Source organism: Streptosporangium sp. OZ121 (genome assembly GCF_051918885.1).
Lineage (GTDB): Bacteria > Actinomycetota > Actinomycetes > Streptosporangiales > Streptosporangiaceae > Streptosporangium.
In genome coordinates this window covers 515,298-537,793 of record NZ_JBPXMC010000001.1, presented here as the reverse complement: position 1 = coordinate 537,793, position 22,496 = coordinate 515,298, and the positions used below count along the sequence as shown (strand labels likewise).

The 22,496-nt window shown below is 70.9% G+C and carries 20 protein-coding genes and 1 riboswitch; of the genes, 9 read left to right on the top strand and 11 right to left on the bottom strand.

The window, feature by feature from the left end:
• Positions 1 to 26 precede the first annotated feature (26 nt).
• Together ACTOQ1_RS02640 and ACTOQ1_RS02635 are read right to left on the bottom strand one after the other, a co-directional pair.
• Positions 27 to 908 carry an ABC transporter ATP-binding protein gene (locus ACTOQ1_RS02640; protein WP_440064135.1) on the bottom strand — a complete coding sequence of 294 codons (882 nt, stop codon included), beginning with the start codon at positions 906 to 908 and terminating at the stop codon, positions 27 to 29.
• A complete protein-coding gene (locus ACTOQ1_RS02635) occupies positions 905 to 1,369 on the bottom strand; it encodes a GntR family transcriptional regulator (protein ID WP_440064134.1) in 465 nt (154 codons plus the stop codon). The genes ACTOQ1_RS02640 and ACTOQ1_RS02635 overlap by 4 nt, the downstream gene beginning before the upstream one ends.
• Positions 1,370 to 1,404: 35 nt before the next feature.
• Here ACTOQ1_RS02635 and ACTOQ1_RS02630 point away from each other — a divergent pair, with 35 nt between their 5' ends.
• Both ACTOQ1_RS02630 and ACTOQ1_RS02625 read left to right on the top strand, forming a co-directional pair.
• Positions 1,405 to 1,611 (top strand): hypothetical protein, encoded by a 207-nt coding sequence (locus ACTOQ1_RS02630; RefSeq protein ID WP_440064132.1) that lies wholly within the window; start codon positions 1,405 to 1,407, stop codon positions 1,609 to 1,611.
• A gap of 228 nt (positions 1,612 to 1,839) precedes the next feature.
• On the top strand, positions 1,840 to 2,043 hold the full coding sequence (locus ACTOQ1_RS02625; RefSeq protein WP_049562746.1) for a cold-shock protein: 204 nt from the start codon (positions 1,840 to 1,842) through the stop codon (positions 2,041 to 2,043).
• 249 nt (positions 2,044 to 2,292) lie between these two features.
• Here ACTOQ1_RS02625 and ACTOQ1_RS02620 read toward each other — a convergent pair whose 3' ends face one another.
• Both ACTOQ1_RS02620 and ACTOQ1_RS02615 read right to left on the bottom strand, forming a co-directional pair.
• Entirely contained in the window at positions 2,293 to 3,066 is a 774-nt protein-coding gene (locus ACTOQ1_RS02620) for an RNA polymerase sigma factor (RefSeq protein WP_440064131.1), read from the bottom strand.
• A 259-nt stretch (positions 3,067 to 3,325) separates the two neighbouring features.
• A complete protein-coding gene (locus ACTOQ1_RS02615; protein ID WP_440064130.1) occupies positions 3,326 to 5,344 on the bottom strand; it encodes a M48 family metallopeptidase in 2,019 nt (672 codons plus the stop codon).
• Between the two features lie 575 nt (positions 5,345 to 5,919).
• On the opposite strand from ACTOQ1_RS02615, the gene ACTOQ1_RS02610 reads away from it, so the two are divergent.
• From ACTOQ1_RS02610 to ACTOQ1_RS02600, 3 genes are all read left to right on the top strand, one after another.
• The gene (locus ACTOQ1_RS02610) at positions 5,920 to 7,083 is read left to right on the top strand and encodes a CaiB/BaiF CoA transferase family protein (RefSeq protein WP_440064128.1); all 1,164 of its coding nucleotides are present in this window, start codon (positions 5,920 to 5,922) and stop codon (positions 7,081 to 7,083) included.
• Between the two features lie 49 nt (positions 7,084 to 7,132).
• Positions 7,133 to 8,629, top strand: coding sequence for a carboxyl transferase domain-containing protein (locus ACTOQ1_RS02605; RefSeq protein ID WP_440064127.1), 1,497 nt, complete (start codon positions 7,133 to 7,135; stop codon positions 8,627 to 8,629).
• A gap of 117 nt (positions 8,630 to 8,746) precedes the next feature.
• Positions 8,747 to 10,282, top strand: coding sequence for an MFS transporter (locus ACTOQ1_RS02600; RefSeq protein ID WP_440064126.1), 1,536 nt, complete (start codon positions 8,747 to 8,749; stop codon positions 10,280 to 10,282).
• 115 nt (positions 10,283 to 10,397) lie between these two features.
• On the opposite strand, the gene ACTOQ1_RS02595 is transcribed toward ACTOQ1_RS02600, so the two are convergent.
• The 6 genes from ACTOQ1_RS02595 to ACTOQ1_RS02570 all read right to left on the bottom strand — a co-directional run bounded on the left by ACTOQ1_RS02595 (position 10,398) and on the right by ACTOQ1_RS02570 (position 16,789).
• Entirely contained in the window at positions 10,398 to 10,829 is a 432-nt protein-coding gene (locus tag ACTOQ1_RS02595; protein ID WP_440064124.1) for a hypothetical protein, read from the bottom strand.
• On the bottom strand, positions 10,826 to 11,287 hold the full coding sequence (locus ACTOQ1_RS02590) for a hypothetical protein (RefSeq protein ID WP_362834929.1): 462 nt from the start codon (positions 11,285 to 11,287) through the stop codon (positions 10,826 to 10,828). The genes ACTOQ1_RS02595 and ACTOQ1_RS02590 overlap by 4 nt, the downstream gene beginning before the upstream one ends.
• 10 nt (positions 11,288 to 11,297) lie before the next feature.
• Positions 11,298 to 12,092 carry a carbon-nitrogen hydrolase family protein gene (locus ACTOQ1_RS02585; RefSeq protein ID WP_440064122.1) on the bottom strand — a complete coding sequence of 265 codons (795 nt, stop codon included), beginning with the start codon at positions 12,090 to 12,092 and terminating at the stop codon, positions 11,298 to 11,300.
• Complete coding sequence (locus ACTOQ1_RS02580) at positions 12,089 to 13,150, bottom strand: DUF418 domain-containing protein (RefSeq protein WP_440064121.1); 1,062 nt, start codon at positions 13,148 to 13,150, stop codon at positions 12,089 to 12,091. Before ACTOQ1_RS02580 ends, ACTOQ1_RS02585 begins: the two co-directional genes overlap by 4 nt.
• A gap of 141 nt (positions 13,151 to 13,291) precedes the next feature.
• The gene (locus tag ACTOQ1_RS02575; protein ID WP_440064120.1) at positions 13,292 to 14,734 is read right to left on the bottom strand and encodes an extracellular solute-binding protein; all 1,443 of its coding nucleotides are present in this window, start codon (positions 14,732 to 14,734) and stop codon (positions 13,292 to 13,294) included.
• Between the two features lie 48 nt (positions 14,735 to 14,782).
• Positions 14,783 to 16,789, bottom strand: coding sequence for a substrate-binding domain-containing protein (locus ACTOQ1_RS02570; protein ID WP_440064118.1), 2,007 nt, complete (start codon positions 16,787 to 16,789; stop codon positions 14,783 to 14,785).
• A 212-nt stretch (positions 16,790 to 17,001) separates the two neighbouring features.
• Between ACTOQ1_RS02570 and ACTOQ1_RS02565 the strand changes: the two genes are divergently transcribed.
• The 3 genes from ACTOQ1_RS02565 (at position 17,002) to ACTOQ1_RS02555 (ending at position 19,953) form a co-directional block, all read left to right on the top strand.
• Positions 17,002 to 18,198 carry a pyridoxal phosphate-dependent aminotransferase gene (locus tag ACTOQ1_RS02565; RefSeq protein ID WP_440064117.1) on the top strand — a complete coding sequence of 399 codons (1,197 nt, stop codon included), beginning with the start codon at positions 17,002 to 17,004 and terminating at the stop codon, positions 18,196 to 18,198.
• Positions 18,199 to 18,208: 10 nt separating this feature from the next.
• A riboswitch (ZMP/ZTP riboswitch) is annotated at positions 18,209 to 18,291 on the top strand.
• A 14-nt stretch (positions 18,292 to 18,305) separates the two neighbouring features.
• On the top strand, positions 18,306 to 19,229 hold the full coding sequence (locus tag ACTOQ1_RS02560; RefSeq protein WP_440064762.1) for a bifunctional 5,10-methylenetetrahydrofolate dehydrogenase/5,10-methenyltetrahydrofolate cyclohydrolase: 924 nt from the start codon (positions 18,306 to 18,308) through the stop codon (positions 19,227 to 19,229).
• Positions 19,230 to 19,449: 220 nt separating this feature from the next.
• On the top strand, positions 19,450 to 19,953 hold the full coding sequence (locus tag ACTOQ1_RS02555; protein ID WP_344749122.1) for an RICIN domain-containing protein: 504 nt from the start codon (positions 19,450 to 19,452) through the stop codon (positions 19,951 to 19,953).
• A 207-nt stretch (positions 19,954 to 20,160) separates the two neighbouring features.
• Here ACTOQ1_RS02555 and ACTOQ1_RS02550 read toward each other — a convergent pair whose 3' ends face one another.
• Positions 20,161 to 21,840 carry an MFS transporter gene (locus ACTOQ1_RS02550; RefSeq protein ID WP_440064115.1) on the bottom strand — a complete coding sequence of 560 codons (1,680 nt, stop codon included), beginning with the start codon at positions 21,838 to 21,840 and terminating at the stop codon, positions 20,161 to 20,163.
• Positions 21,841 to 21,921: 81 nt separating this feature from the next.
• On the opposite strand from ACTOQ1_RS02550, the gene ACTOQ1_RS02545 reads away from it, so the two are divergent.
• A complete protein-coding gene (locus tag ACTOQ1_RS02545) occupies positions 21,922 to 22,482 on the top strand; it encodes a TetR/AcrR family transcriptional regulator (protein WP_440064113.1) in 561 nt (186 codons plus the stop codon).
• The last annotated feature ends 14 nt before the right edge of the window (positions 22,483 to 22,496 follow it).

Here is a 22,496-nt window from a genome sequence, read left to right as displayed (position 1 = left end):
GGTTCCGTACGGCGGAGGCGGGGGGATCAGCGGGTGGAGGTCAGGGTGGGGCGGGGGAGGGCCGCGAGGTCCGGGGCGCGCAGATAGGCCAGCACCGTCTCCTCCAGGTTCACCGGGCGGGTGGTCCAGCGCGGGTCGGGCGGCGGAGTGCCGTCCCGGACGAGCAGGGTGGCCTGCCGCCCCGTCCCGCCCCGCGAGATCACCGGCAGCCGGGCGGCGAGCGCGTCGGCGCCCTCGGCGGGACCGGTCAGCAGGCGGTGCCCGGCCACCAGCTCGTCGATGTCGCCGCTGACCTGGACCCGGCCCCCGTTGACCACCATCAGCCAGTCGCAGGTCCCCTCCAGCTCCGACACCACGTGCGAGGAGAGCAACACGGTCAGCCCCGTCTCGGCGACCGCCGCCATCAGGCCGCGCATCACGTCCTGGCGGGCCAGCGGGTCGAGGTCGGCCAGCGGCTCGTCCAGCACCAGCAGGTCCGGGCGCTTGGCCAGTGCGACGGTGAGCGCCACCTGCGTGCGCTGCCCGCCCGACAGCCTGCCGACCCTGCGGCCGAGCGGGATGTCCAGCTCGGCCAGCCGCCTCCTGGCCACCGCGTCGTCCCACCGGGGGTTGAGCCCGCGCCCGAACGTGAGCATCTCGGCCACGCTGAAGCCCGCGTACAATGGCTTGCCCTGCGCCATGAACGCGATCCGCCGCAGGTTCTCGCGCACGGGCTCGCCGAACACCCGCACGGTCCCCGTGGTCGGGGCGAGCAGGCCGACGGCCATGTGGAGCAGGGTCGACTTGCCCGCGCCGTTGGGGCCCACCAGCGCGACCACCCGCCCGGAAGGCACCACCACCGAGCAGTCGCGCAGCGCCCAGGTCCGCCGGTAACGCCTGCCCAGCGCCTCGGTCTCCAGCGCGGTCACGCGATCTCCTCCTGGGGGCCGTGGGGGCCGTGGGACTCCCGGGTTCCGGGGGTCTCGGAGGTTCCGGGGGTTCCGGGGGTCTCGTGGGAGAAGCCGGTCAGGACGGAGGCGACCAGCGCCTCCAGATCCTCCAGGTCCAGACCCGCCTGGCGCCCGTCGCGCACCCAGCGCACCAGGTCCGCGCGCAACCGCGCGCGGTCGCCCATGGAGGTCTGGCCCAGCGACCGCTCCACGAACGTGCCCTGCCCCGGCCGCCCGCTGACCAGGCCCTCACGCTCCAGCTCGCGGTACGCCTTCAGCACCGTGTTCGGATTGATCGCCAGCTGGGCCACGACCTCCCTGGCCGTCGGCAGCCGGTCACCCGGCCGCAGCACGCCGAGCCGCAGCGCGTGCCGTACCTGGTGCACCAGCTGGAGGTACGTCGCCACCCCGGAACCCCGGTCGAGGCGGAATTCGATCAACGTCTCCACCCTTTCCCTAATTAAGTAGTGAAAGGGTGGAGCTCGAGCCGGGGAATGTCAAGCTCCGCATCAGGACGGCCCCGCCGCGCGTGGGCCGCCTCCCGGGTCCGTGTCGCCTGCCCGCCCCCTGGTGCTACCTCGCGGCGGCGGGCGCGACGATCGCCGCCCTGGCCGTGATCGCGGTTCTGGACGCCGCGCACAAGCGGGTCCCGGCGCGCGAGGAGCGGCCGGGCGGCGGGTGATCGTCACCGGTTCCGTGTTCCGGCCGGGTGGACTCGTGTGTTGGTCCGGACAGGTGCTAGCCTGAACGTAGTTGCGGTTGTGGTACCCATGAAACTTTGTGTGCACCTGACGGATAACCCTTCAGGTGCATTTTGTTTTCCCGGTCATCTCCGGATGGGCTCATCGCGGCGACGCGAGATCCACGCGGTGTGGATCTCGGCTCTGCCCCCTATCGAAGGAGAATGATCATGGCGACTGGCACCGTTAAGTGGTTCAACGCGGAAAAGGGCTTCGGCTTCATCGAGCAGGACGGCGGCGGCGCCGACGTCTTCGCCCACTACTCCAACATCGCCGCCCAGGGCTACCGTGAGCTGCAGGAGGGCCAGAAGGTCTCCTTCGACGTCACGCAGGGCCAGAAGGGCCCGCAGGCGGAGAACATCGTTCCCGCCTAGTAGTACAGGCACATCACGGACCGGGGCCCGCACCTTTCTCAAGGTGCGGGCCCCGGCTCGTGTCGTATCCCCGTCCGTATGCGGAGATTCATGGGGTTCGGGGGCAGGAATACCCTCGCGAGAGCCGATCCGGGCGCGTAGGCCGGTTGGCAGGTCGGCTTCGTCGGAAGCCGCGGCCGCCGATTACGAGAAGATCCATTGCGGTGATGTGTCCCGGCCGCTCCACGCAGCGGTCAGGAGGTGAGCGGGTCACCGTTCGAGACGGTTCGTTCGTACGATCCAGTAGGTGATCGCGATGATGGCGACCGCGATCGGGGGGCCGGCTACGGCAAGGATGATCGGCGCGCCTGTCCAGATCAGCAAGGCCATGGTCAACGCCCAGCCCAGCGCGGCGAGTGCCGTCACAGCCAGGACGTCCGAACGACGCAGGTCTCCATCCGACGCCGGGATGAACGCGCTCCATCTGTCGATGATTTTTCTTCTGCCGTGATGAGCATGGACGTAGACGTTGGCGGTAGTGATGTTCAAGTACTTCGCGATCTCCTCTCCCGACCAGCCGTGCAGGCTCAACAAGGTGCTGACACGTTCGCGCTCGTTCGGCAGGCGGCCTATGTCGCGCACCAGTTCCCGGACGATCACCAAGTCCTCGACGGTGGCGGGCTGGGCGACGAACATGGGCTGATACGGCATGGCCGAGTCGAAGTCGGTCATGTCCGTCGGCCGCAGGCGGCGGGTTTTGTCGCAGGCTCGACTGGCCAGGCGACGGGTGACCACGAAGAGCCAGGTCCGGGGGCTCGTGATGTTGGCCCATCCATGGTTGATCGCCGCCTCGAACGCCTCCTGCACCACGCTTTCGGCGTCCAGCTGCCATTTGTGGACCCCGTGCTTTTCGGCGACGAGGTAGGCGAAGTTCACCAGCGGTTGGCGGAATCGGCGGTATGCCTTCTCGATCTCGTCATCCGACGACGGTTCACGGTGCTGGGGAGCGGCGGGGTCGCGGGCATCGTCGGGTTCGACGCTCATCGCCGTCCTCCACGAGACTTCCCCGTCTTCACCTGCGGCCCGTTGGCTCGTACGAGCGCGGCACGGGCATGTAAGACGAGCCACTGAGCGAAGGCCTCGATGAGTTTGGTGATGGACGAGACAAGAACCAAAGCGATCATCACGAGAATCGTCACGGGGTCCAACGCGACCTCCCTGAAGGTGTCTCCGATCCTGGTCGAATCGGTGCTCACCTACTTAGTGCGGCGCCGAGCATGATTCCTTAAGAATTTTTTCAAGATCACTCCGATGAGGGGGGAACGATCGGCTCTTCCACGTCATCGATGATGTTCAGCAGCAGCTCTCGTGAACCGTCGAGCTGGGAGCGACTGAACTTCTGGCGTATGGTCATCGTCGTGCCGTCCTGCCGGGCGAGCCGGATTTCCATCGGGGAGTGCCGCAGAACGGTCACCGTGCGGATGTCGTGGTAGGCCAGCAGGTTGGCCCCGATGAGCGGGCGCTGTGCGAACCGCACGGCCTGCACCAGGGTTTCGAGCCGCCGGTTGCTGAAATCCACAGGGTCGCCTCGAAAGAACGCCAGACCCGTCGTGAAGATCATCAGGTCGTGTGGGCCACGCCGAAATCGCAGGCCCGAAGAGTCGCTGGAGATCCGGATACCGCTCATGGCGCCGATCACATCCCCACTGTCGGCGCCTGGGAGGATTCCTTCTCTCGCCGGGCCGATGGTGCCGTCGATACCGGCTCGAGCCAGTCGCATGCGTACCTGACCGGCTCCCTCGGGACTGTGGACAGCGTGTTCCGCGGCGACGGCCAGGTCGAGCGACGTGCTGGGAGCGAGGATCGCCGTCGCGCTCCCGTTCGACCAGTCATACGCCCAGCGGGCTGCGCCGGAGCGCACGGCCGCCACGGCAAAAGCCGCCTCGAGCCTGTGTACGAGCGGTTGAAAAGGTGTGACCGGCCGGTCGCTCCCGGTCCGGGCGACGTCGGCATGAGCAGGGTGACCACGGCTCAACACCGCTGCGAGATGAGCGGCCTGTCCCTTGTTCAGTGACTCCAGAACGGTCTGCAGATTTGCAGATGATTCACCGGTCGCATTGTACAGCGCGTCGGCGTCGCTTTCTCGTTGGCCTATGGCAATCCGTTTGAGGTACTCCTCCAACGGCTCGCTCGTGAGCGGCTTCGTTGTCACCCAGTCGGGCAGATGGGGAAGAATCAGTCTGTCAAGATGCGGGCTGTAGTGATCAAGGTTTGGCAGCAAACCGCTGGCCGGCTGATTTCCGTCCTGCGCGACGCAGCTCGGTATTCCCGGCCTGGTTGTGGGAGGCGTCGCCGGTTTCGTATCTTCGGCGAGGTTCTGTATCGCGGCGATTCGGTCGGCGATCGGGGGATGGGTGTCCCATCGTGTCGTTTGCTCGGCGGAGACCTGAAATTCGTCATCGAGTGTTTCCGTGAAGACTCGGACGAAAGTGCTCACGATGGTGGTCGGCACACGGCCGCTTGCCCGATCTTGGGCAATATGACTGTTCACCTGGGTTAGAAACGATTCCCACGCCTCCGTCACCACAGGCATCCTGTGGAGCGCGCTGACCGCGACCTCCGGGCCTGCGACGGCGGCCGAGAACCGATCCGCCGCATACTCCTGGCGGCGGAGGACGGCAGATGACACCAGCCGGAACAGCGTGAGGTATCCGCGAAACGGTGGCATGATCAGCGGTACGAAACCCGCACCGTTCAATGCCATTTTCTCCAGCCGTTCGAGGCTCCGTTCGAGCGTCTCGTGAGCGAGATAGGTGATCGGCAGCAGTCGGGTGTCGGCACGGCTGTAGTGGCCGAGTTCGTGAGCGATCACTGCTGTGAGCTGATCGATGGTGAAGGTCGCCAGTACGGGGGCGCCGATGTATAAACGCCGTCGCCCGGCGATGAGGCCGAGCAGCCGGGTCTTCTCGGTGACCGCGACGTTCGGCTCGCCGGTCAGCAGAATCTCGGTAGGAGCCCTGATGTCGGAATCGCGGGCCAGATCATCGACGATCTTCCATAACTTCGCGGCATCGGTTTCACCGACCGGAAGTCCGGGAGGCTCGGGCGTCCGCAACGCCGCCCATGTTCCCACGATAACGGCGATGGCGACGGCAACGACCAGCATTGCCGGCCTCATGACCCCGCTGTTCCACCACCCGTCATCGGTGAACGAGACATACCAGGCCGCGTAGAGGGCCAGCCCTCCGGCGGTAACGATGGCCAAGATAAACAAACCGGAGAACAGAGCGATCGCGATAAGCGCCCGGAGCCAGGTATTCATATCCAGCTGTCACCACCTGATGCGGGGAGGAGTTTTATGGTACATCGGCGCTCGCATATCCGAACAGCTTAAATGGGGTGTACTTCTCGCCTTGCCCTTTAGAGTGTTTTGTCAATATTGCATCATGTTTGATGCTTATGTGATTCGGTGCGACAAATATCATTGTAAACGTGCCTTCTGTTTCCCTGGTGGACAATTCGGGTTATTTTGAGAGGTGGCTGTACCGGGAGGGCCGATCCGCGAATGGCTCACCCTGACGGCGAACACGGCGAACACGGCGAACACGGTGACCGCCTATCGGCGCCAGGCGTCGGCCTGCCGGGCCCGCACCGTTTTCGCCGCACCTGCGCCACCCGGCTCCGGAAAGCGGGCCCGTTCCCCTGGCCGGAGCCTTACGGGAGATCGTGACGAATACATCCTCATGATCTCGCCCCCTCCCGTCCCGCTCGGTGACGGTATGGGAGATCATGGGTGTGCCCCCGTCCGGATGTCGTGCCAAGTGGTCTCATGGCAAACGGGCCGGGAGCGGGGAGCCCTTGCCGGCCGGGCCGGCCGCCACGCACCGGAGGTTGATCTTGCAGGGAGCACTCGGCGACATCGTCGTCCTCGATCTCTCTCGCGCGCTCGCGGGCCCGCACGCCGCGCAGATGCTCGGTGACCTGGGCGCCCGGGTGATCAAGGTGGAGCATCCCGCGGGAGGTGACGACTCGCGGGGCTGGGGTCCGCCGTTCGTGGGCCCTGACCAGGACATCTCCACCTATTTCCTGGCGGCCAATCGCAACAAACAGTCGATCGCCGTCGACCTCAAGTCCGCCGAGGGCAGGTCGCTCGTCGAGCGCCTGGTGCGGCAGAGCGACGTGCTGGTGGAGAACTTCCGCACCGGCGTCATGGACCGGCTGGGTTTCTCCGTCGAACGGCTGCACGAGCTCAACCCCCGCCTGGTCATCCTGTCGATCACCGGTTTCGGCCATGACGGCCCGGAGGGCGGCAGGCCCGGTTACGACCAGATCGCGCAGGGCGAGGCGGGGCTGATGAGCCTGACCGGCCCGTCGCCCGAGGAGCCGTACCGGGTGGGCGCCTCGGTCGCGGACCTGCTCGGCGGTATCCACGGCGCGTACGGGGTGGTCGCCGCGCTCTACGAGCGGGAGCGGACCGGGCGGGGCAAGGTGGTGCGGACCTCGTTGCTGGCCGCGGTGACCGGGGTGCACTCCTACCATGGGACGGCCTGGACGGTCGGCGGCCAGGTGTCCCGGGCGGGCGGCAACCATCACGCCTCCATCGCCCCGTACGGCGCCTTCCGCTGCGCCGACGGCATGATCCAGATCGCGGCGGCGAACGACACGCAGTGGCACAAGGTCGCCGCCCTGCTCGGGTTGGACGTCGAACCATATGTCACCAAATACACGTCCAATCGGGAAAGATTTACGCATCGGGATGAGCTGATCTCCGACATGGAGCGGGCGCTCACCGAGCACGACCGGGCCCACTGGCTGGCCGCGCTCGGCGAGGCCGGGGTGCCCGCCGGGGCCATCAGGTCCCTCGACGAGGTCTACGCCTGGGACCAGACCCGTTCCCAGGGCCTGGTCGTCGAGGTGGACCATCCCGTGCTCGGCACCATCGAGCTGCCCGGACCGCCGCTCCGCTTCGACGGCGACCCTCCCATGCGCCACGCCGCCCCGCCCGCTCTCGGCGAGCACGACGACGAGGTCCTCGCCTGGCTGGAGGCGCGCGAGCGATGACAGGCACACCCCCCGTCCACACCCGGACGCCGTCCCGCGGAGCGCGGGTATGACCCCGGCACGGCCCGACGCGCGCACGCTGATCGGCACCTTCCTCGACCCGGGTACGTGGCTGTCGTGGGACGAGCCGCCCGCCGACCCCGCCGCGCCCGGCTCGGGGTACGCCGAGGAGCTGGCCGCGGTCCGGGTCAAGACGGGATACGACGAGTCGGTGATCACCGGGGAGGGCCTGCTGGACGGGCGCCGGGTGGCGATCGTCGTGTGCGAGTTCTCCTTCCTGGCCGGTTCGATCGGGGTGGCCGCCGCCGAGCGGCTCACCGCCGCGGTCGAGCGGGCCACCGCCGAGGGGCTCCCGCTGCTGGCCGCCCCCGCCTCGGGCGGAACCCGGATGCAGGAGGGCGCGGTGGCCTTCGTCCAGATGGTGAAGATCACCGCCGCGGTGGCCGCGCACCGCGCCGCCGGGCTGCCGTACGTCGTCTACCTGCGCCATCCCACCACCGGAGGCGTCTTCGCCTCCTGGGGATCGCTCGGGCACGTCACCGCCGCCGAGCCGGGCGCGCTGATCGGGTTCCTGGGACCGAGGGTGTTCGAGTCGCTGCACGGCTACCCGTTCCCCGAGGGCGTCCAGGTCTCCGAGAACCTCTTCGCCCACGGTCTGGTCGACGCGGTCGTGTCGGCGGAGGACGCCCGCCGGGTCGCGATACGGGCGCTCGCCGTGCTGTGCGCCCCTCGCCGGGACCTGGATCCGGGGCCCGAGCCGGACGAGCGGGTCCCGACGGTCCAGGCGTGGGACGCGATCAGCCGCTCCCGCCGCGACGACCGTCCCGGGGTGCGGGCGCTGCTCAAACTCGGCGCCTCCGACGTCACCCCGCTCAACGGCACCGGCGTGGGCGAGAACGATCCCGGGCTGATCCTCGCCCTGGCCAGGTTCGGCGAGGCTCCCGCGATCGTGCTCGGCCAGGACCGGCGGCACCAGCGGATCGACGCCCCGCTCGGCCCGGCCGGGCTCAGGGTCGCCAGGCGGGGCATGCGCCTCGCCTCCGAGTTGGGGCTGCCGCTGGTCACCGTGATCGACACCGCCGGGGCCGCGCTGTCCAAGGCGGCCGAGGAGGGCGGCCTGGCGGCGGAGATCGCCCGTTCGGTGGCCGATCTGGTGATGCTCGACGCCCCGACGGTGTGCCTGCTGCTGGGGGAGGGGGCGGGCGGTGCCGCGCTCGCGCTGCTCCCCGCCGACCGGGTGCTGTGCGCCCAGCACGGCTGGCTGTCGCCGCTGTCTCCCGAGGGGGCCTCGGCACTGCTGTACCGGAGCGTCGACTTCGCCCCGGAGATCGCCGCGGCGCAGGGGGTGAGGTCCACCGACCTGCGCAGGGACGGCCTCGTCGACCGGATCATCCCGGAGTTCCCCGACGCCGCCTACGAGCCGGAGGCGTTCTGCGTCCGGGTCGCGCGCACCCTGGAACACGAGATCGCGGGACTGCTGGGCCAGGCCCCCGCCGACCGCCTCGCCGCCAGGCTGGCCCGTTACCGGCGGCTCGGCGTGGGCTGAGGATCCCCGGCCCGGGGGACGGCGGCATCACCCGTACGGATGCCGGACGCCCCCGGGGCCCGGAGGTGGCCGTCGGCGGTTGACCTCAACTTTGGTTGAGGTCTCATCCTGATGACCATGACCGATCCGACCACGCCCGCGAAGCCGATCACGCCGACCACGCCGACCGCGCCGGTTACGGCCGGGCGGCGGGAGTGGGCAGGCCTCGCCGTGCTGGCGCTGCCCGCCCTCCTCGCCTCCCTCGAACTGACCGTCACCAACCTCGCGTTACCCGCCATCGGCAGGGATCTGGCGGCGAGCGGCACCCAGTCGCTGTGGATCGTGGACGTCTACGCCTTCCTGCTGGCCGGGTCGCTCATCACCATGGGCGCGCTGGGCGACCGGATCGGCCGCCGCCGGTTGCTGCTGATCGGGGCGGTGGCGTACGGCCTGGCCTCGGTCCTGGCCGCCTACGCGCCCGACGCCGGGAGCCTGATCGTCGCCCGGGGGCTGATGGGTGTCGCCGGATCGACGCTGATGCCCTCCACGCTCTCCCTGGCCGCGTCCATGTTCTCCGATCCGCGGCAGCGGGCGACGGCCATCGGGATCATCGTCGCCAGCGTCTCGGGAGGCACCGCGATCGGCCCGCTGGTGGGGGGATGGCTGCTGGAACGCTTCTGGTGGGGGTCGGCGTTCCTGCTGGCCGTACCCTTCATGGCGGTGCTGCTGGTCGCGGGCCCGCTCCTGCTGCCGGAGCGCAGGGACGCCGCCGCGGGGCGGCTGGACGTCGCCGGCGCGCTGCTGTCACTGGGCGCGGTGCTGCCGCTGGTCTACGGGCTCAAGCGGATCGCGGCCGACGGCCCGGAGGTGACGTCCGCGGTCGCGGTCGTGACCGGGCTCGCGCTGGCGGCGGTGTTCGTCCGCAGGCAGCGCACGCTGGCCGATCCCCTCGTCGATCTGCGGCTGTTCGCCGGACGGACGTTCAGCGCCGCGGCCGCCACGCTGGCGCTCGGCATCTTCGTGCTGTGGGGTTCCAACTACGCCGTCGCGCAGTACCTGCAGCTGGTGCACGGCCTGTCGCCCCTGGAGGCGGGCCTGTGGACGGCGCCCTCGGCGGCGGGGGTGATCGCCGGCTCCCTCCTGGCCCCCCGGATCGCGCGGAGGATCCCGCCTTCCATCGTGATCGCCACGGGCCTGGCCGTGTCCGCGGCCGGCTATCTCGTGCTCACCCGGACGCAGGGGACGGGCGGGCTCGCCGTCCTCGTGTCCGGTGCCGTCGTCGTCTCCGCGGGGCTGGGGCCGATGATGGCGCTCGCCACCGACCTGGTCGTCGGCTCCGCGCCGCCTCGCCGGGCCGGTGCCGCGGCGGCGATCGCCTCGGTGGCGCCCCAGTTCGGCGGCGCGCTCGGCATCGCGGTCCTCGGCAGCGTCATCACCGCGGTCTACCGGAGCCGGATCTCACCGGCGGAGGTTCCCGAGGCCGCCCGCGACAACCTCAACGCCGCGGTGGTGGTCGCGGGGAGCCTTCCCGGACGGCTCGCGTCCGGACTCCTCGACACGGCGCGGACCGCGTTCGTCCAGGGCTTCCACCTGACCGCTGCGATCAGCGCCGTCCTGATGGCGGGCGTCGCCCTGCTGGTGGTGATCCTGCTCCGCGAGGACGCCGGGCGATGAGACGCTCCCGGCCGATCGACGGGCCGACCGGCAGACCGACGGCCGACCGGCGGTCGGGCCCGGCTCGCGGCTCCCGGCCGGCCGGTGAGCCCGCCCCGCGGGTGTGCCGGGAGCGTTACGGCTCGGTGCCCTCCGGGGCGAGCGGGACGGGCAGGCGCTCGATCCTGATGGAGAAGACCTCGTCGCGGGGGACGACGACCTCGTACGCCCCGTGGTCGACCATCCAGTAGCCCAGTGCCTCGGCCTTCATCCCGCTGTGCCCGGTGTAGGCGATGTGCAGGCTCTCCTCGCCGTTCTCCTCGGAGACGTCGAGGACCAGGCACGGCTCCCCGCCGAACGCGCCGACCGTGCGGACCAGCACCAGCCAGTCGAGGTCCTCGCGGGCGACGACCAGCCGCCAGTAGCCGGAGGCCGCCTCGAAGCCCTTCTGCGCCTCCTCGTTGAACAGCACCACCTCGGCGCTGCCGGGCCCGAGGGCCGCGGCGTACGTACGGCCCAGGTAGCGGGCGGCGAACCCCGAGGCCACCGGCTCGATCTCGGCGCTCATGAGGCGGGCCGCCAGCTCAGGCCGTCGTAGAGGCCGAAGAGGCGCTCCTCGCCGGGGACCACGTGGATGATCTCGGCCCCCGCGGGGATCGGCATGGGCGTGGTGTGGAACTGCGGCACGACGTGCTCCCGCGAGGTGGTGAAGCCGTTTCCGGTGAAGGGCGGTGAATCGTTCCAGTCACCGCCCATGTGCGGGCCGTACGGCACGACGTAGGCGTCCATGTCGCGGGCGAACCAGCGCATCAGATAGATCTCCGGGACCGTCGCGGTCAGCTCCGAGCCCTCGAACCCCAGGTCGAGGCCGGCGAAGAGCTGCGCGGGGGTGGTCAGCCGCGCGCAGTCCTGAACCCGGTAGACGTACCCTGAGATCACGGTGCGTCTGCCGGCCAGATAGGGCACGAGCAGCCGAGGCGGTATGACCTTCTGCATCTGCGTTCTACGCCCAGGTGGCTCACTCACGGTCGGCATTTTACGATCCGCCGACCTGGAGCCGCCGGTGTTCCAGGCACGGCAGGGCATTCCGGGTGGCAATCGTGATCTGCGCGTCGATTTCGCACGTCTGCACGGCGGCTGTGGGCCCCATATCGGTGCGTACCACTCCCATCGGATCGACCAGCATGCTCCGCCCGATCCCGAAGCCGTCGCGGGCCTCCGGGTTCGGCGCCTGGCCCACGGCCGCGACCCAGGTGGTGTTCTCGATCGCGCGGGCCCTGACGAGGGTGGTCCAGTGTTCCTCCTTCATCGGCCCCGAACCCCATGCGGCGATCACCGCGAACATCTCGGCCCCCAGGTCGACCAGGGCCCGGGTGAGCTCGGGGAAGCGGATGTCGTAGCAGGTGACCAGGCCCACCCGGATCCCGGCCAGCTCCACCACGACCGGCGTGTCGCCCGGCGCGACCAGCTCGGACTCGCGGGCGCCGAAGGAGTCGAACAGGTGGATCTTCCGGTAGGCCGCCTCGATCGAGCCCGAGGGGCCGATGGCGACCGCGGTGTTGTGGACCCGGCCCTCGCCGGGTTCGAACACCCCCGCGATCACCGACAGGCGGTGCTCCCGCGCCGCCTCGGCCAGCCCGGTCACGAACGGCCCGTCCAGCGGCTGGGCGAGGTCGGTGACGCGTTTGCCGTACCGGGTGAGGGCGGCCTCCGGGAGGATCGCCAGCCCGGCGCCGCCCGCGGCGGCCTCGGCGAGGGCGTCGCGGGCACGGCTGAGGTTGGCGGCGGGGTCTTCGGCCACCGGGATCTGGCAGAGGGCGATGCGCGTCACGGATGTGACCCTATCCGTCTGTTCGGCACTCGTTCCAACCACGTGAGGCTCCGCCACGCCCATTCCAGCGGCCCGTACCTGAACCTGGCCAGCCACGCGCGGCTGAACAGCACCTGAAGCGCCAGGACGGCGACGGAGAGCGCCACGCCGGCGAGCCGGGTCGTGTCCGCGACGAGCAGGGGTGCGAAGACCAGGATGATCGGGGTGCTCACCAGATAGTTCGTCAGCGCCATCCGGCCGAGCGGGGCCAGCACCGCCAGCAGCGGGTCGCGCAGCCGGGTCCGCAGCAGGAGCAGCATCCCGGTGCCGTAGGCCGTGGCGACGGCGAGCCCGGCGGCCGGGTGGACGTACGCGCGGAAGAGGAGGGGGTCCTTGGCGATGCGCACCCAGAGCCAGGTGAGCGTCACGCCCAGCACCGCGCTCGCCACGAACGCCGGCGGCAGCAGCCACCCGGGCGGCGGGCGCTCCATCAGGACCATGCCCAGCAGGAACAGGCCGGGAACGAGGATGATCCCGCCGCCCTGGTACACCGCCCACGCGGTGAGGGCGACGCCCAGCACCGCCACCGCGGGCCGGGGGAGGAACGAGGCGGGCAGCAGGACCAGCGCCCCGAAGATCGCGTAGGGCAGGAGCACCTCGCCGGAGTTGAAGATCTGGTGGACCGCGCCGAGGGCGGCGAGCACCGCCAGCCTGCGCAGCAGCACGGCCCAGGGGTGTTCGGTCCGGTCGGCCGCCGACCTCAGGAAGAGGACGAAGCTCAGCCCGAACAGGAACGAGAAGATCGGGTAGAACCTGCTCTGCAGCAGGTTGTCGATCGCCCAGTCGACCGCGTTGCGATCGGACTCGCCCAGGTGGTCACGCGTGTGCTGCCAGGTGTTGACCACCATGATCCCGCACACCGCGAAGCCGCGGAGCGCGTCGAGCGCGTCGAGCCGGGCCGGCCCTGCCGGTGCCGCCGGTTCGATCGGCCGGGTCGGTCCGCTCGGGGCGGTCGGTCCGCTCGGTCCGCTCGGGTCGGCCGGGTCGGGCGGGCCGGTCGGTTGGGTCGGTCGGGTCACAGGAAATAGACGTACCACCCCATAATCGCTTACGCATAGACGACTCCCGCTATCGACCGGTCCTGCTATCGAACGGCGCCCGGCCGGCCGGAGCTGCGGGCGGCGGCGTTCGGCGGGCCGGCGGCGCCGCTCCCGGCCGGGTCAGCCGCCGGCCAGCGCTTTTCTCAGCTTGGGGGCGAGGCCGGCCGTGAACGTCCTCGCGTCCTCGCAGCCCTTGCGTCCGAGCGACCAGCAGCCGAGCAGCTCGTGGAACTCCGTGCGGAAGACCCGGCTGAACTGACTGTAGTACGGAGAGGGCGGGCGGACCCTGGCCTGCGTCAGCGCGCGCAGCAGCGTGTCGGGCCGCACGCTCTCGGACTCGGGCTCGGCGGCGGGGGAGGAGGAGGGGGAGGGGGTGGAGCCGGGCCCGGCGGCGGGTTCGGGCGGAGCCGCCGCGGGCGACGGGCCGCCGCAGCCGCTCTCCGGCCGCGCGTAGAGCGCGGAGACCCTGGCCGGGGCGAACCCGCCGCAGTGGTAGAGCAGCCTGGCCGCCTCCCCGCCGGTCAGCGCCGCCACCAGCTGCTGCGCGGCGTCGCGCCGGACGGTGTGCCTGGAGACGGCGAGGTACTGGCCGCCGAGGACTCCCTGCCAGGGCAGCGGTGCCGCGCGGAAGGCGACCCCTCCCGACTTCGACTCCCCGGAGAGCACCTCGTGGGCGTAGGGCCAGTGCCGCAGGAACAGCGCGTGCCTCTTGCGGAAGGCGGTCAGCGACTCCGTCTCCGTGCTGCCGAGGGTCTCCCCGGAAATCACGCCGGCCCGCACCGTCTCGATGAGCCGCCCGACGGCCTCCACGCCCTCCTTCTGGGCGATCACCACGCGGCCGTTCGCGTCGACCACGTCCCCGCCGTTGGCCCAGATCGCCTCCAGGGCGTTGACCGTGAGCCCCTCGTAGGAGGCGAACTGCCCGGTGAGTCCGAGGACGGTGGAGCCGGGACCGGCGCGGCGCGCCTTCGCGAGGCCGGTCATGTCCCGCCAGTCCTCCGGCTCCCGCAGGTCGTCGAGGTGGTAGAGGAGCCCCACGTCGGTGTTGAACGGCACCGCGTACTGGACGCCGTCCCAGGCGCCCGCGGACCAGATCTGGGAGAGGAAGTCGTTGGTCCCGCCGTGCTCGGAGGTGTCGATCGGGCGCAGATAGCCCCCCTCGGCGAACTCGGGGATCCACTGGATGTCGAGGTTGTACACGTCGTAGTGCCCGGCCTTCGACTGGGCGGCCGAGATCATCGCGCTGCGCTGCTCGTCCGCGACCGAGGAGATCGCCACGAAGCACGCCCGGGGCCTGCCGCCGACGCCGTTCCACACGGCCTGCAGCGCCCGCTCACGGGCCCCTCCCGAGACGTCGGCGCCGCTGGCGATGCGCAGGACGCAGTCGTCCCTGGGCGGGCCGGGAGGCGGGGTGGGCGCGGCGCTCGCCCCCAGGGAGGGCAGGAGGACGAGCAGCAGGAGGAGAAGGATCACTCCGTGGCCGACCGGCTCCGCCCCGGAGGGCGTGCCCCGCCCGCCCGTCCCCCCTGAGGCGGACGTCGTGGACGGCGAGGGGCGGCTCATCGGATACCTCCAGTGTGGAGACCTCGGGCCTCGGCCCTGGGGAGGACGTCAATCGGTGACCGTCCGGAGTTCGGTGAACGCGTCGTCCAGCTTCTGGTCGGGGTCGGTGCTCGCGTCGTAGCAGGACATCAGGCCCTCGTCCCTGAGCTTCGGCAGCGGGGGCTTGGCGCAGCCGTGCAGGTCGAAGGAGAGCATCAGCAGGCGGACACCGTCGTGTTCCCTGAGGTCCCCACCGGTCAGCCCGTGGGGGCTCCCCCCGTCGGTGAGGACGAGCACGGCCTTCCGCTCCCCGGGGTCACCGATCCTCGCCATCTGGCCGAGCGCGTTCCTGATGATGGGGCGCATCGGAGGATCGCGGTGCGAGCTGTCCCGGTAGGCCTTCTGGACGGAGGTGAGCCTGCCGGCGAGAGCCCTTCCCCCGTCGGCGACGGGCGCGAGGGGGACACCGCGGCCGTCGTCGTCGTCAGGGAAGAACGTCATGATTCCCGTGGTCAGCTCACCGCGCCTGGACGTGACGGCGAGCTGGGCCACCTGGATCGCCGCCTCCAGCCGTGACCTGCCGTCGTTCACCCTGTTGCCCGCCATCGATCCGGAGACGTCGACCACGACGAGGACGTGGTCGGCGAGCGGGGTCGCCAGCTTGTACAGCAGCTTGGAGATGTCCGGCTTCCAGTTCGCCGCCACCGGCGCGCTCGGCCTCAGCCAGGGCGCCTTCGCCGGCAGCCTCCCGACGTTCAGACGGCCCTCGGCGTCACGGAATCCGTAGCGGGGGAGGGCCTCCCGCAGGAAGTCGCAGAACTCCCTGACCGTCCGCTCGACGGCGGGGGGCCGCCTCAGGTCCGGCCACCGCTTGGAGACGCAGGCGTACCGCATGGCGTGGCCGCCCCTCGGGTAGACGGCGGTCAGCCGCGGCGGCCTCTCCCCGGCGCTCTCCGGCGCGGAGGCGGCACCCGGCGAGCCCGCACCGGGGACGGCGCAGCCGCCCGACGCGGGGAGCGCGGGGTCGGCGCCCGACAGGGAGACGTTGAGCTCGTGGAACTGCTGTTCGGTCAGGACCATCGCGGACGTGTCGAGGGAGCTCGCGTACCGGCACATCACGTCGCGGACGTCGTCGCCCGGCCGTACCTTCGTGGACAGCCCCTCCGCGCGGCCGGGGGCGGCGGCCGTGGCCATCAGGCCGACGTTGGAGGCCAGCGGGTGGGTGCGCACGACCTGCCGGGCGCCCGGCCTGCTTCGCAGCAGGTCGGCCCACTCGCGGTCTCCCGGTTTCCTGTTGGCCTCGGTGAGCTCCTCGGCGAGCTCCTCCGGCGCGGCGATGACCAGGGGCGAGGTCGCGACGACCGTCCGGGCGCCGAACGCCGGCATGCCGTCCGCGTTCCTGTCCAGGTAGTCGATCTCCTGCGGGGAGTCGGCGATCCACCCGTCGGGCCGGGCGCCCGGGGGCCGCAGGGCCGTCCGCTCCGCCGTCCGCCCGGTCGCCGGCTGGACGGGGAACGTCCAGTCGCCCAGCCGGTCCCGCACCTCGTCGGCGCGCAGCCCGCTGACGTTGATGTTCATCTGGCGGCAGCCCCACCAGTCGGTCTTTCCCGCCATGAACTCCCCGGCCGCCCGCTGGATGGCCGGGGAGGTCTCGGCGGACGCCAGGAGCGTGACCTCGTCGGGGATCTGGCAGGTGACCCACGGCTCGTCCTTGGGAACGACGGCCAGGGTGACGACGACGGTGACCAGGACACCGGCGGAGAGCAGCCACCAGGCGTCCTGGCGCACCCACTGGGAGAACGTCCCGAGAAGGCCGTACAGCCGTTCCGGAATCGCGCGGCGCAGCCAGGCGGTGCTCTTCAGCAGGTGGCCGGGGAAAATGGTCAGTGCCGTCAGCGCGAGAATCCCGCAGACCAGGAGCACTTTCGAGACCGTCGAAATGGAGAGGGCGAGAAGCACCAGCAGTGTCTGGACGAGGGCGTTGGAGAAACCGGTCACCATCTGCCACGCGCGTTCCGTCGAGCCGGGGGTGTCCGTCGAAGGCGAGGTCTCCGCGGTCTTCTCGCTGTTCACCATCTGTCAGTCGTCTCCGCCGGTGGTTTCCCGAGACTTCGCGTTCACCCTACGTCGGGCCATCACCACCGAGAGAGGGTTTCGGTGATGCACGGAACGGGGATTCGCCGAACGAATGCCGTCCCGGCATTTGTCCGATGGCGCGGCGGCGCGAGCGGCGATCGGACGGCTGGTCACCGGGAGCCGCCGGTCGGGGCGGGACTACGCTGGAGCGCGTGAGCGATCCTCTGGTGGCGCGGATGCGCGAGTTCGGCACGACCATCTTCGCCGAGATGTCGGCACTGGCCCTGCGGACCGGCTCGATCAACCTCGGGCAGGGCTTCCCCGACACCGACGGGCCCGCCGCGATGCTGGAGCGCGCGGTGTCGGCGATCCGCGAGGGCGCCAACCAGTACCCGCCGGGGCCGGGGGTGCCCGAGCTGCGCCGGGCCGTCTCCGAGCACCGCAAGGACCACTACGGGCTCGACTACGACCCCGACGGCGAGATCCTCGTCACCGTCGGCGCGACCGAGGCCATCGCCGCGACGATCCTCGCGCTGTGCGAGCCGGGCGACGAGGTGATCGTCTTCGAGCCGTACTACGACTCCTACGCCGCCGCCGTCGCCCTCGCCGGGGCCGTGCTCCGCCCGGTCACCCTGCGCCCGGTCGGGGGCCGCTTCACCTTCGACCCCGCCGAGTTGCGCGCCGCCGCCGGACCGCGTACCCGGGCCGTCCTGGTCAACTCCCCGCACAATCCCACCGGTACGGTCTTCACCCGCGCCGAGCTGGACGAGATCGCCCGCCTGTGCCTGGAGCGCGACCTGGTGGCCGTCACCGACGAGGTCTACGAGCACCTCACCTTCGACGGCGTCGAGCACGTGCCGGTGGCCACCCTGCCGGACATGCGCGAGCGCACCGTGATGATCTCCTCCGCGGGCAAGACCTTCTCGGTCACCGGCTGGAAGACGGGCTGGATCTGCGCGCCGCCCGAGCTCGTCAGGGCCGCGCAGACCGTCAAGCAGTTCCTCACCTTCACCGCCGCCGCGCCCTGGCAGCTCGCCGTCGCCCACGGCCTGCGCCACGAGCTCGACTGGGTCTCCTCCCTGCGGGCGGCCCTGGAGGCCAAGCGCGACCGCCTGACGGCGGGGTTGTCCGCGGCGGGCTTCGAGGTCTACCGCCCCGCGGGCACCTACTTCGTGCAGACCGACATCCGGCCCCTGGGCTTCACCGACGGCCTCGCGCTGACCCGCGAGCTGCCGTCCCTGGCGGGCGTGGTCGCCATCCCGACCCAGGTCTTCTACGCCCGCCCCGAGCGCGGCAGGCACTTCGTCCGCTTCGCCTTCTGCAAGCGGGACGAGGTCATCGACGAGGCCGTGAGCCGTCTGGCCGGTCTCGGCGCGGCGGCGGGGGCGGTTCGACCCGGCGGGGGGTGATCGGGCATCCTGGGGATGACGCGACTGGCGGCTAGGGGATGGCATCAACCATCGGGGAGCTCGTCGTGGGAGTCGACCGCCTGGGCGCCCACGCCGAGAGGACGCGCATGTCCCAGTTCACAGCGAACGGCCCGGAGTCCGAGAGCGCGCCGTCCGCCCGGCTCCTCCCGGGCGGCCCGGTGGCCGAGAGGATCCTCGCCGACGTGGCCGCGCGGGTGGCCGCCCTGACCCGCGCGGGTGTCACCCCGAGCCTGGCGACGGTCCTGGTCGGTGACGACGACGCCAGTGCCGGATACATCCGCATCAAGCAGCGGCAGGCCGCCGAGCTCGGCTTCGCCTCGCCGCACGAGCACCTGCCCGCGAGTGCCACCCAGGCGGACCTGCACGCGGTCATCACCGCCTTCAACGACGACCCGGCGGTGCACGGGCTGCTCGTGCAGCACCCCGTCCCCAAGCACCTCGACTACGACCGGGCCCTGCAGGTCATGGATCCGGACAAGGACGTCGACGGCATGCACCCGCTCAACATCGGGCGGCTGGCGCTGGAGCTCCCCGGCCCGCTGCCGTGCACGCCCGCCGGGATCGAGGCGCTGCTTGCGTTCTACGACATCCCGGTGGCGGGCCGGGAAGTGGTCATCCTCGGCCGCGGGGCCACCCTCGGCCGTCCCCTGTCGATCCTCCTCGCCCAGAAGCGCCCGACGGCGAACGCCGCGGTCACCGTCGTCCACACCGGGGTGAGTGACTGGCCCCGCTACACGCGGCGCGCCGACGTCCTGGTCGCCGCCGCGGGGGTGCCGGGCATCGTCCAGCCCGAGCACGTCAAGCCCGGCGCCGTCGTCATCGGGGGCGGGGTGCGCTACGAGGGCAGGCGCCTGCTGCCCGACGTCGACGAGTCCTGCGCCCGGGTGGCCGGGGCCATCACCCCCAGGGTCGGCGGGGTCGGGCCCACCACGGTCGCGATGCTGTTCCGCAACGCGATCACGGCGGCCGAGCGCGCCACGGGATCCCTCACGGGGGAGGGTCACAGGTAGCCCGCCCGCAGGACGCCCGCGCCCCGCGAAACGCCGGTCGCCGTGTCGCCGACCCGGAATCGATCTCTCTACGTGTACCTTCTGCTGCGGAGAGTGATGGCCGGGCGTGCTCGCGGGAGCGGTACGCGCGGTGCGGGGTGGATCGGGCTGGGCGGTTTCCTCCCGGTGGCGTGCGCCGCTCTCCACACTGCCGTGATTCGCAGGAAGGAGAGCATCGACGATGCGACGGAGATTCAGGGTGCTGGCGTCGGCGGCGGCGGTCGCGCTCGGTTGCGCGGGGTTCGTCCCCGGTGCGGCGACCGCCTCGGGTTCGGAGTCCGCGGCCTGGGGTCCCATTCGCAGCCACCAGAACTGGCGCTGTCTGGACGCCGACCTCGGCACCATCGGCCCGAACGGGACGAAGGTGCAACTGTGGGGCTGCAACGGCTGGGACAACCAGTCGTGGAGCTACGACGTGTCCAGTCACACGATCCACAGCAAGGAGAACGGCCGCTGTCTGGACGCCGATCTCGGCACCATCAACGCGAACGGGACCAAGGTGCAGCTCTGGGACTGCAACGGCTGGGCCAACCAGAAATGGATCTACGACGCGACGAGTCGCACGATCTACAGCATGTACAACGGGCGCTGCCTGGACGCGGACCTGGGGACCATCAACGCGAACGGGACCAAAGTACAGCTGTGGAACTGCAACGGCTGGGCCAACCAGAAGTGGACGCTCTGACGGCCGCCGCCCGCGGGTGGCGGTACGGGCCGCATCCGCTGTTTCCTCGCGCCGGGGCCTGACCTCCGGGCGGGGAAGGGGGGCGATCCTCGCGGCGCCGCCGGGAGGATCGCCCCCGTCCAGGGGCGGGCGGCTCGGGTGAGGCGGGCGTGAGAGGGCCCGGGGCCGGCCGGAGAGCGGGCCGGTCCCGGGCGGCGCGGGGGTGTGTCACCGCCTTCCCGCGACGGTCGGCGGGGAGGCCGGATCGGTCGTGGCGGCCGGCGGGGAGGCCGGGCCGGTCGTGGCGGCCGGCGGGGTGAGCGGGCCGGCCGGGTCGGCAGGCGGGACGGTCGGGCCGGTGGTGGCCGCCGGGGTGGCGGTCCGCGCCGAGCGCAGGGGGATCTCCTTGAGCATCAGGGCGGCCACCGCGGACAGGAGGGCGATCGGGACGCCGACCACGAAGACCGCACTCATCGCCCGGGTGAAGGCCTCCAAGATGATCTCCAGGATCGGCGCGGGAAGATTGTGGATGGCCTCGGGGGAGCCGAGGCTGGGGACCGCGCCGCCGCTCAGCGGCAGGTGTGCCGCCTTCGCCAGGGAGATCAGTTCCGCGGTGAGCCGGTTGGACAGGATCGCGCCGAAGGCCGCGACGCCCACCGCGCCGCCGAGGGAGCGGAAGAACGACACCCCGGAGGTCGCCGAGGCGAGGTTCGCGCGGGTCACCGCGTTCTGGGCGGCCAGGATCAGGATCTGCATGGAGGCGCCGAGCCCGATGCCGAGCACCGCGTTGTCGAGGCCGACGATCACCAGCGAGCTGTCGACGTGCAGGCGGGAGAGCAGGAACAGGCCGACCGCGACCAGCAGCATGCCCACGACGGGGAAGATCTTCCACCGGCCCGTCCGGCTGACGAACCGGCCGGTCAGGATCGAGGAGGTGAGCAGGCCGAGCACCAGGGGCAGGGTCATCAGGCCCGAACCGGTGGGGCTCATTCCCTTGACGATCTGCAGATACTGCGGCAGGAACATCAGCGCGCCGAACATCGCCGCGCCGACCAGCAGGGAGGCGACGGACGTGAGCACGAAGGTGCGGTCGCGGAACAGGTGCGGGGGCAGGATCGGGTCGGCGGCCCCGCGCTCGGCGACGACGGTGAGACCGAACAGCACCAGGCTGAGCGCGCCCAGGCCGTAGGTCCACGCGGAGTTCCACTCGAACTCCTTGCCCCCCAGGGAGAGCAGCAGCATCAGCGCGGTGGTGCCGCCGGTGATGAAGGTCGCCCCCCACCAGTCGACCTTCGTGTCGCGGCGGACGAGCGGCAGCTTCAGCACCTTCTGGATGACGAAGAACGCGACCACGGCCAGAGGCACGCAGAACCAGAAGGTCCAGCGCCAGGACATGTTGTCCACGATGAACCCGCCGAGCAGCGGGCCGGCCACCGTCGAGACGCCGAAGACCGCGCCGATGTAACCGGAGTAGCGTCCTCGCTCGCGGGGCTCGACCACGTCGCCGAGGATGATCTGCGGCAGCGCGGCGAGGCCGCCGGCGCCGATGCCCTGCGCCGCCCTGGCCGCGATGAGCTGGCCCATGTCCTGGGAGAACCCGGCGGCGATGGAGGACAGCACGAAGACGACCAGCGCGACCTGGAACATGAGCTTGCGGCCGTGGAGGTCGGAGAGCTTGCCCCAGATCGGGGTGGAGGCGGTCATGGTCAGCAGGGTCGCGCTCGCCACCCAGGCGAGCTGCTCCTGGCCGCCGAGCGTGCCGACGATGGTCGGCAGCGCGGTCCCCACCACGGACGTCGAGATCATCGACGTCAGCATGGCGAGCATCAGTCCGGCCAGGATCTCCAGCACCTGTCTGTGGGTGAAACCCGGTGCGGCCTCGGCCTGGATCCGTTGTTCGGTCGGCATGAACCTTCCCCCAATGCATGTACAGTACACATGAAGTTAGTAGACGCTTGTTTACTCGTCAAATCTGGAAGGATCCCGTAGGTGGATGAGACACGGCAGCGCGACAGGGAGGGCACCAGGCGGCGCATCCTCGACGCCGCCCGCCGGCTGTTCGCCGACCTCGGGTACGACCAGGTGACGATGCGGGCGATCGCCGCGGAGGCGGACGCCAACATCGCGCTGATCAACCGCTACTTCGGCAGCAAGCGGGAGCTGTTCGCCGAGGTGCTCGCGATGCAGGGGCGCTTCCCCGGCGTCCTGGAGGGGCCCGAGGAGGAGTTGCCCCGCCGCCTGGCCGAGTACGTCGCCGGCCGGCTCCGCTCCGACCAGGGGAGCGTGGTGCTCGCCGCGCTCATCCGGTCGTCCGGCTCCCCGGAGATCCACGAGATCATCCGCGACCGGGTCAGTTCGGCGATCCTGGAACCCCTGTCGGCGCGGCTCTCCGGTCCCGACGCGGCCTTCCGGGCGACGATCGCCACCGCGCTCGTCACCGGCACCGGCACGATGCGCCAGCTCTACGGTCCCGACGCCGCCGCGGTCCCCGACCACGAGGCCGTGGTCGCCCGCCTCACCGCCGTCTTCGAGGCCTGCCTCGGGACATGAGGCGCGGGGCCCGT

Coding starts and splice junctions, on each gene's coding strand:
- ACTOQ1_RS02625 (WP_049562746.1), top strand. CDS start 1,840: ATGGCGACTGGCACCGTTAAGTGGTTCAACGCGGAAAAGGGCTTCGGC.
- ACTOQ1_RS02620 (WP_440064131.1), bottom strand. CDS start 3,066: ATGAGCGTCGAACCCGACGATGCCCGCGACCCCGCCGCTCCCCAGCAC.
- ACTOQ1_RS02615 (WP_440064130.1), bottom strand. CDS start 5,344: ATGAATACCTGGCTCCGGGCGCTTATCGCGATCGCTCTGTTCTCCGGT.
- ACTOQ1_RS02605 (WP_440064127.1), top strand. CDS start 7,133: ATGACCCCGGCACGGCCCGACGCGCGCACGCTGATCGGCACCTTCCTC.
- ACTOQ1_RS02600 (WP_440064126.1), top strand. CDS start 8,747: ATGACCGATCCGACCACGCCCGCGAAGCCGATCACGCCGACCACGCCG.
- ACTOQ1_RS02595 (WP_440064124.1), bottom strand. CDS start 10,829: ATGAGCGCCGAGATCGAGCCGGTGGCCTCGGGGTTCGCCGCCCGCTAC.
- ACTOQ1_RS02575 (WP_440064120.1), bottom strand. CDS start 14,734: ATGAGCCGCCCCTCGCCGTCCACGACGTCCGCCTCAGGGGGGACGGGC.
- ACTOQ1_RS02570 (WP_440064118.1), bottom strand. CDS start 16,789: ATGGTGAACAGCGAGAAGACCGCGGAGACCTCGCCTTCGACGGACACC.
- ACTOQ1_RS02560 (WP_440064762.1), top strand. CDS start 18,306: ATGTCCCAGTTCACAGCGAACGGCCCGGAGTCCGAGAGCGCGCCGTCC.
- ACTOQ1_RS02555 (WP_344749122.1), top strand. CDS start 19,450: ATGCGACGGAGATTCAGGGTGCTGGCGTCGGCGGCGGCGGTCGCGCTC.
- ACTOQ1_RS02550 (WP_440064115.1), bottom strand. CDS start 21,840: ATGCCGACCGAACAACGGATCCAGGCCGAGGCCGCACCGGGTTTCACC.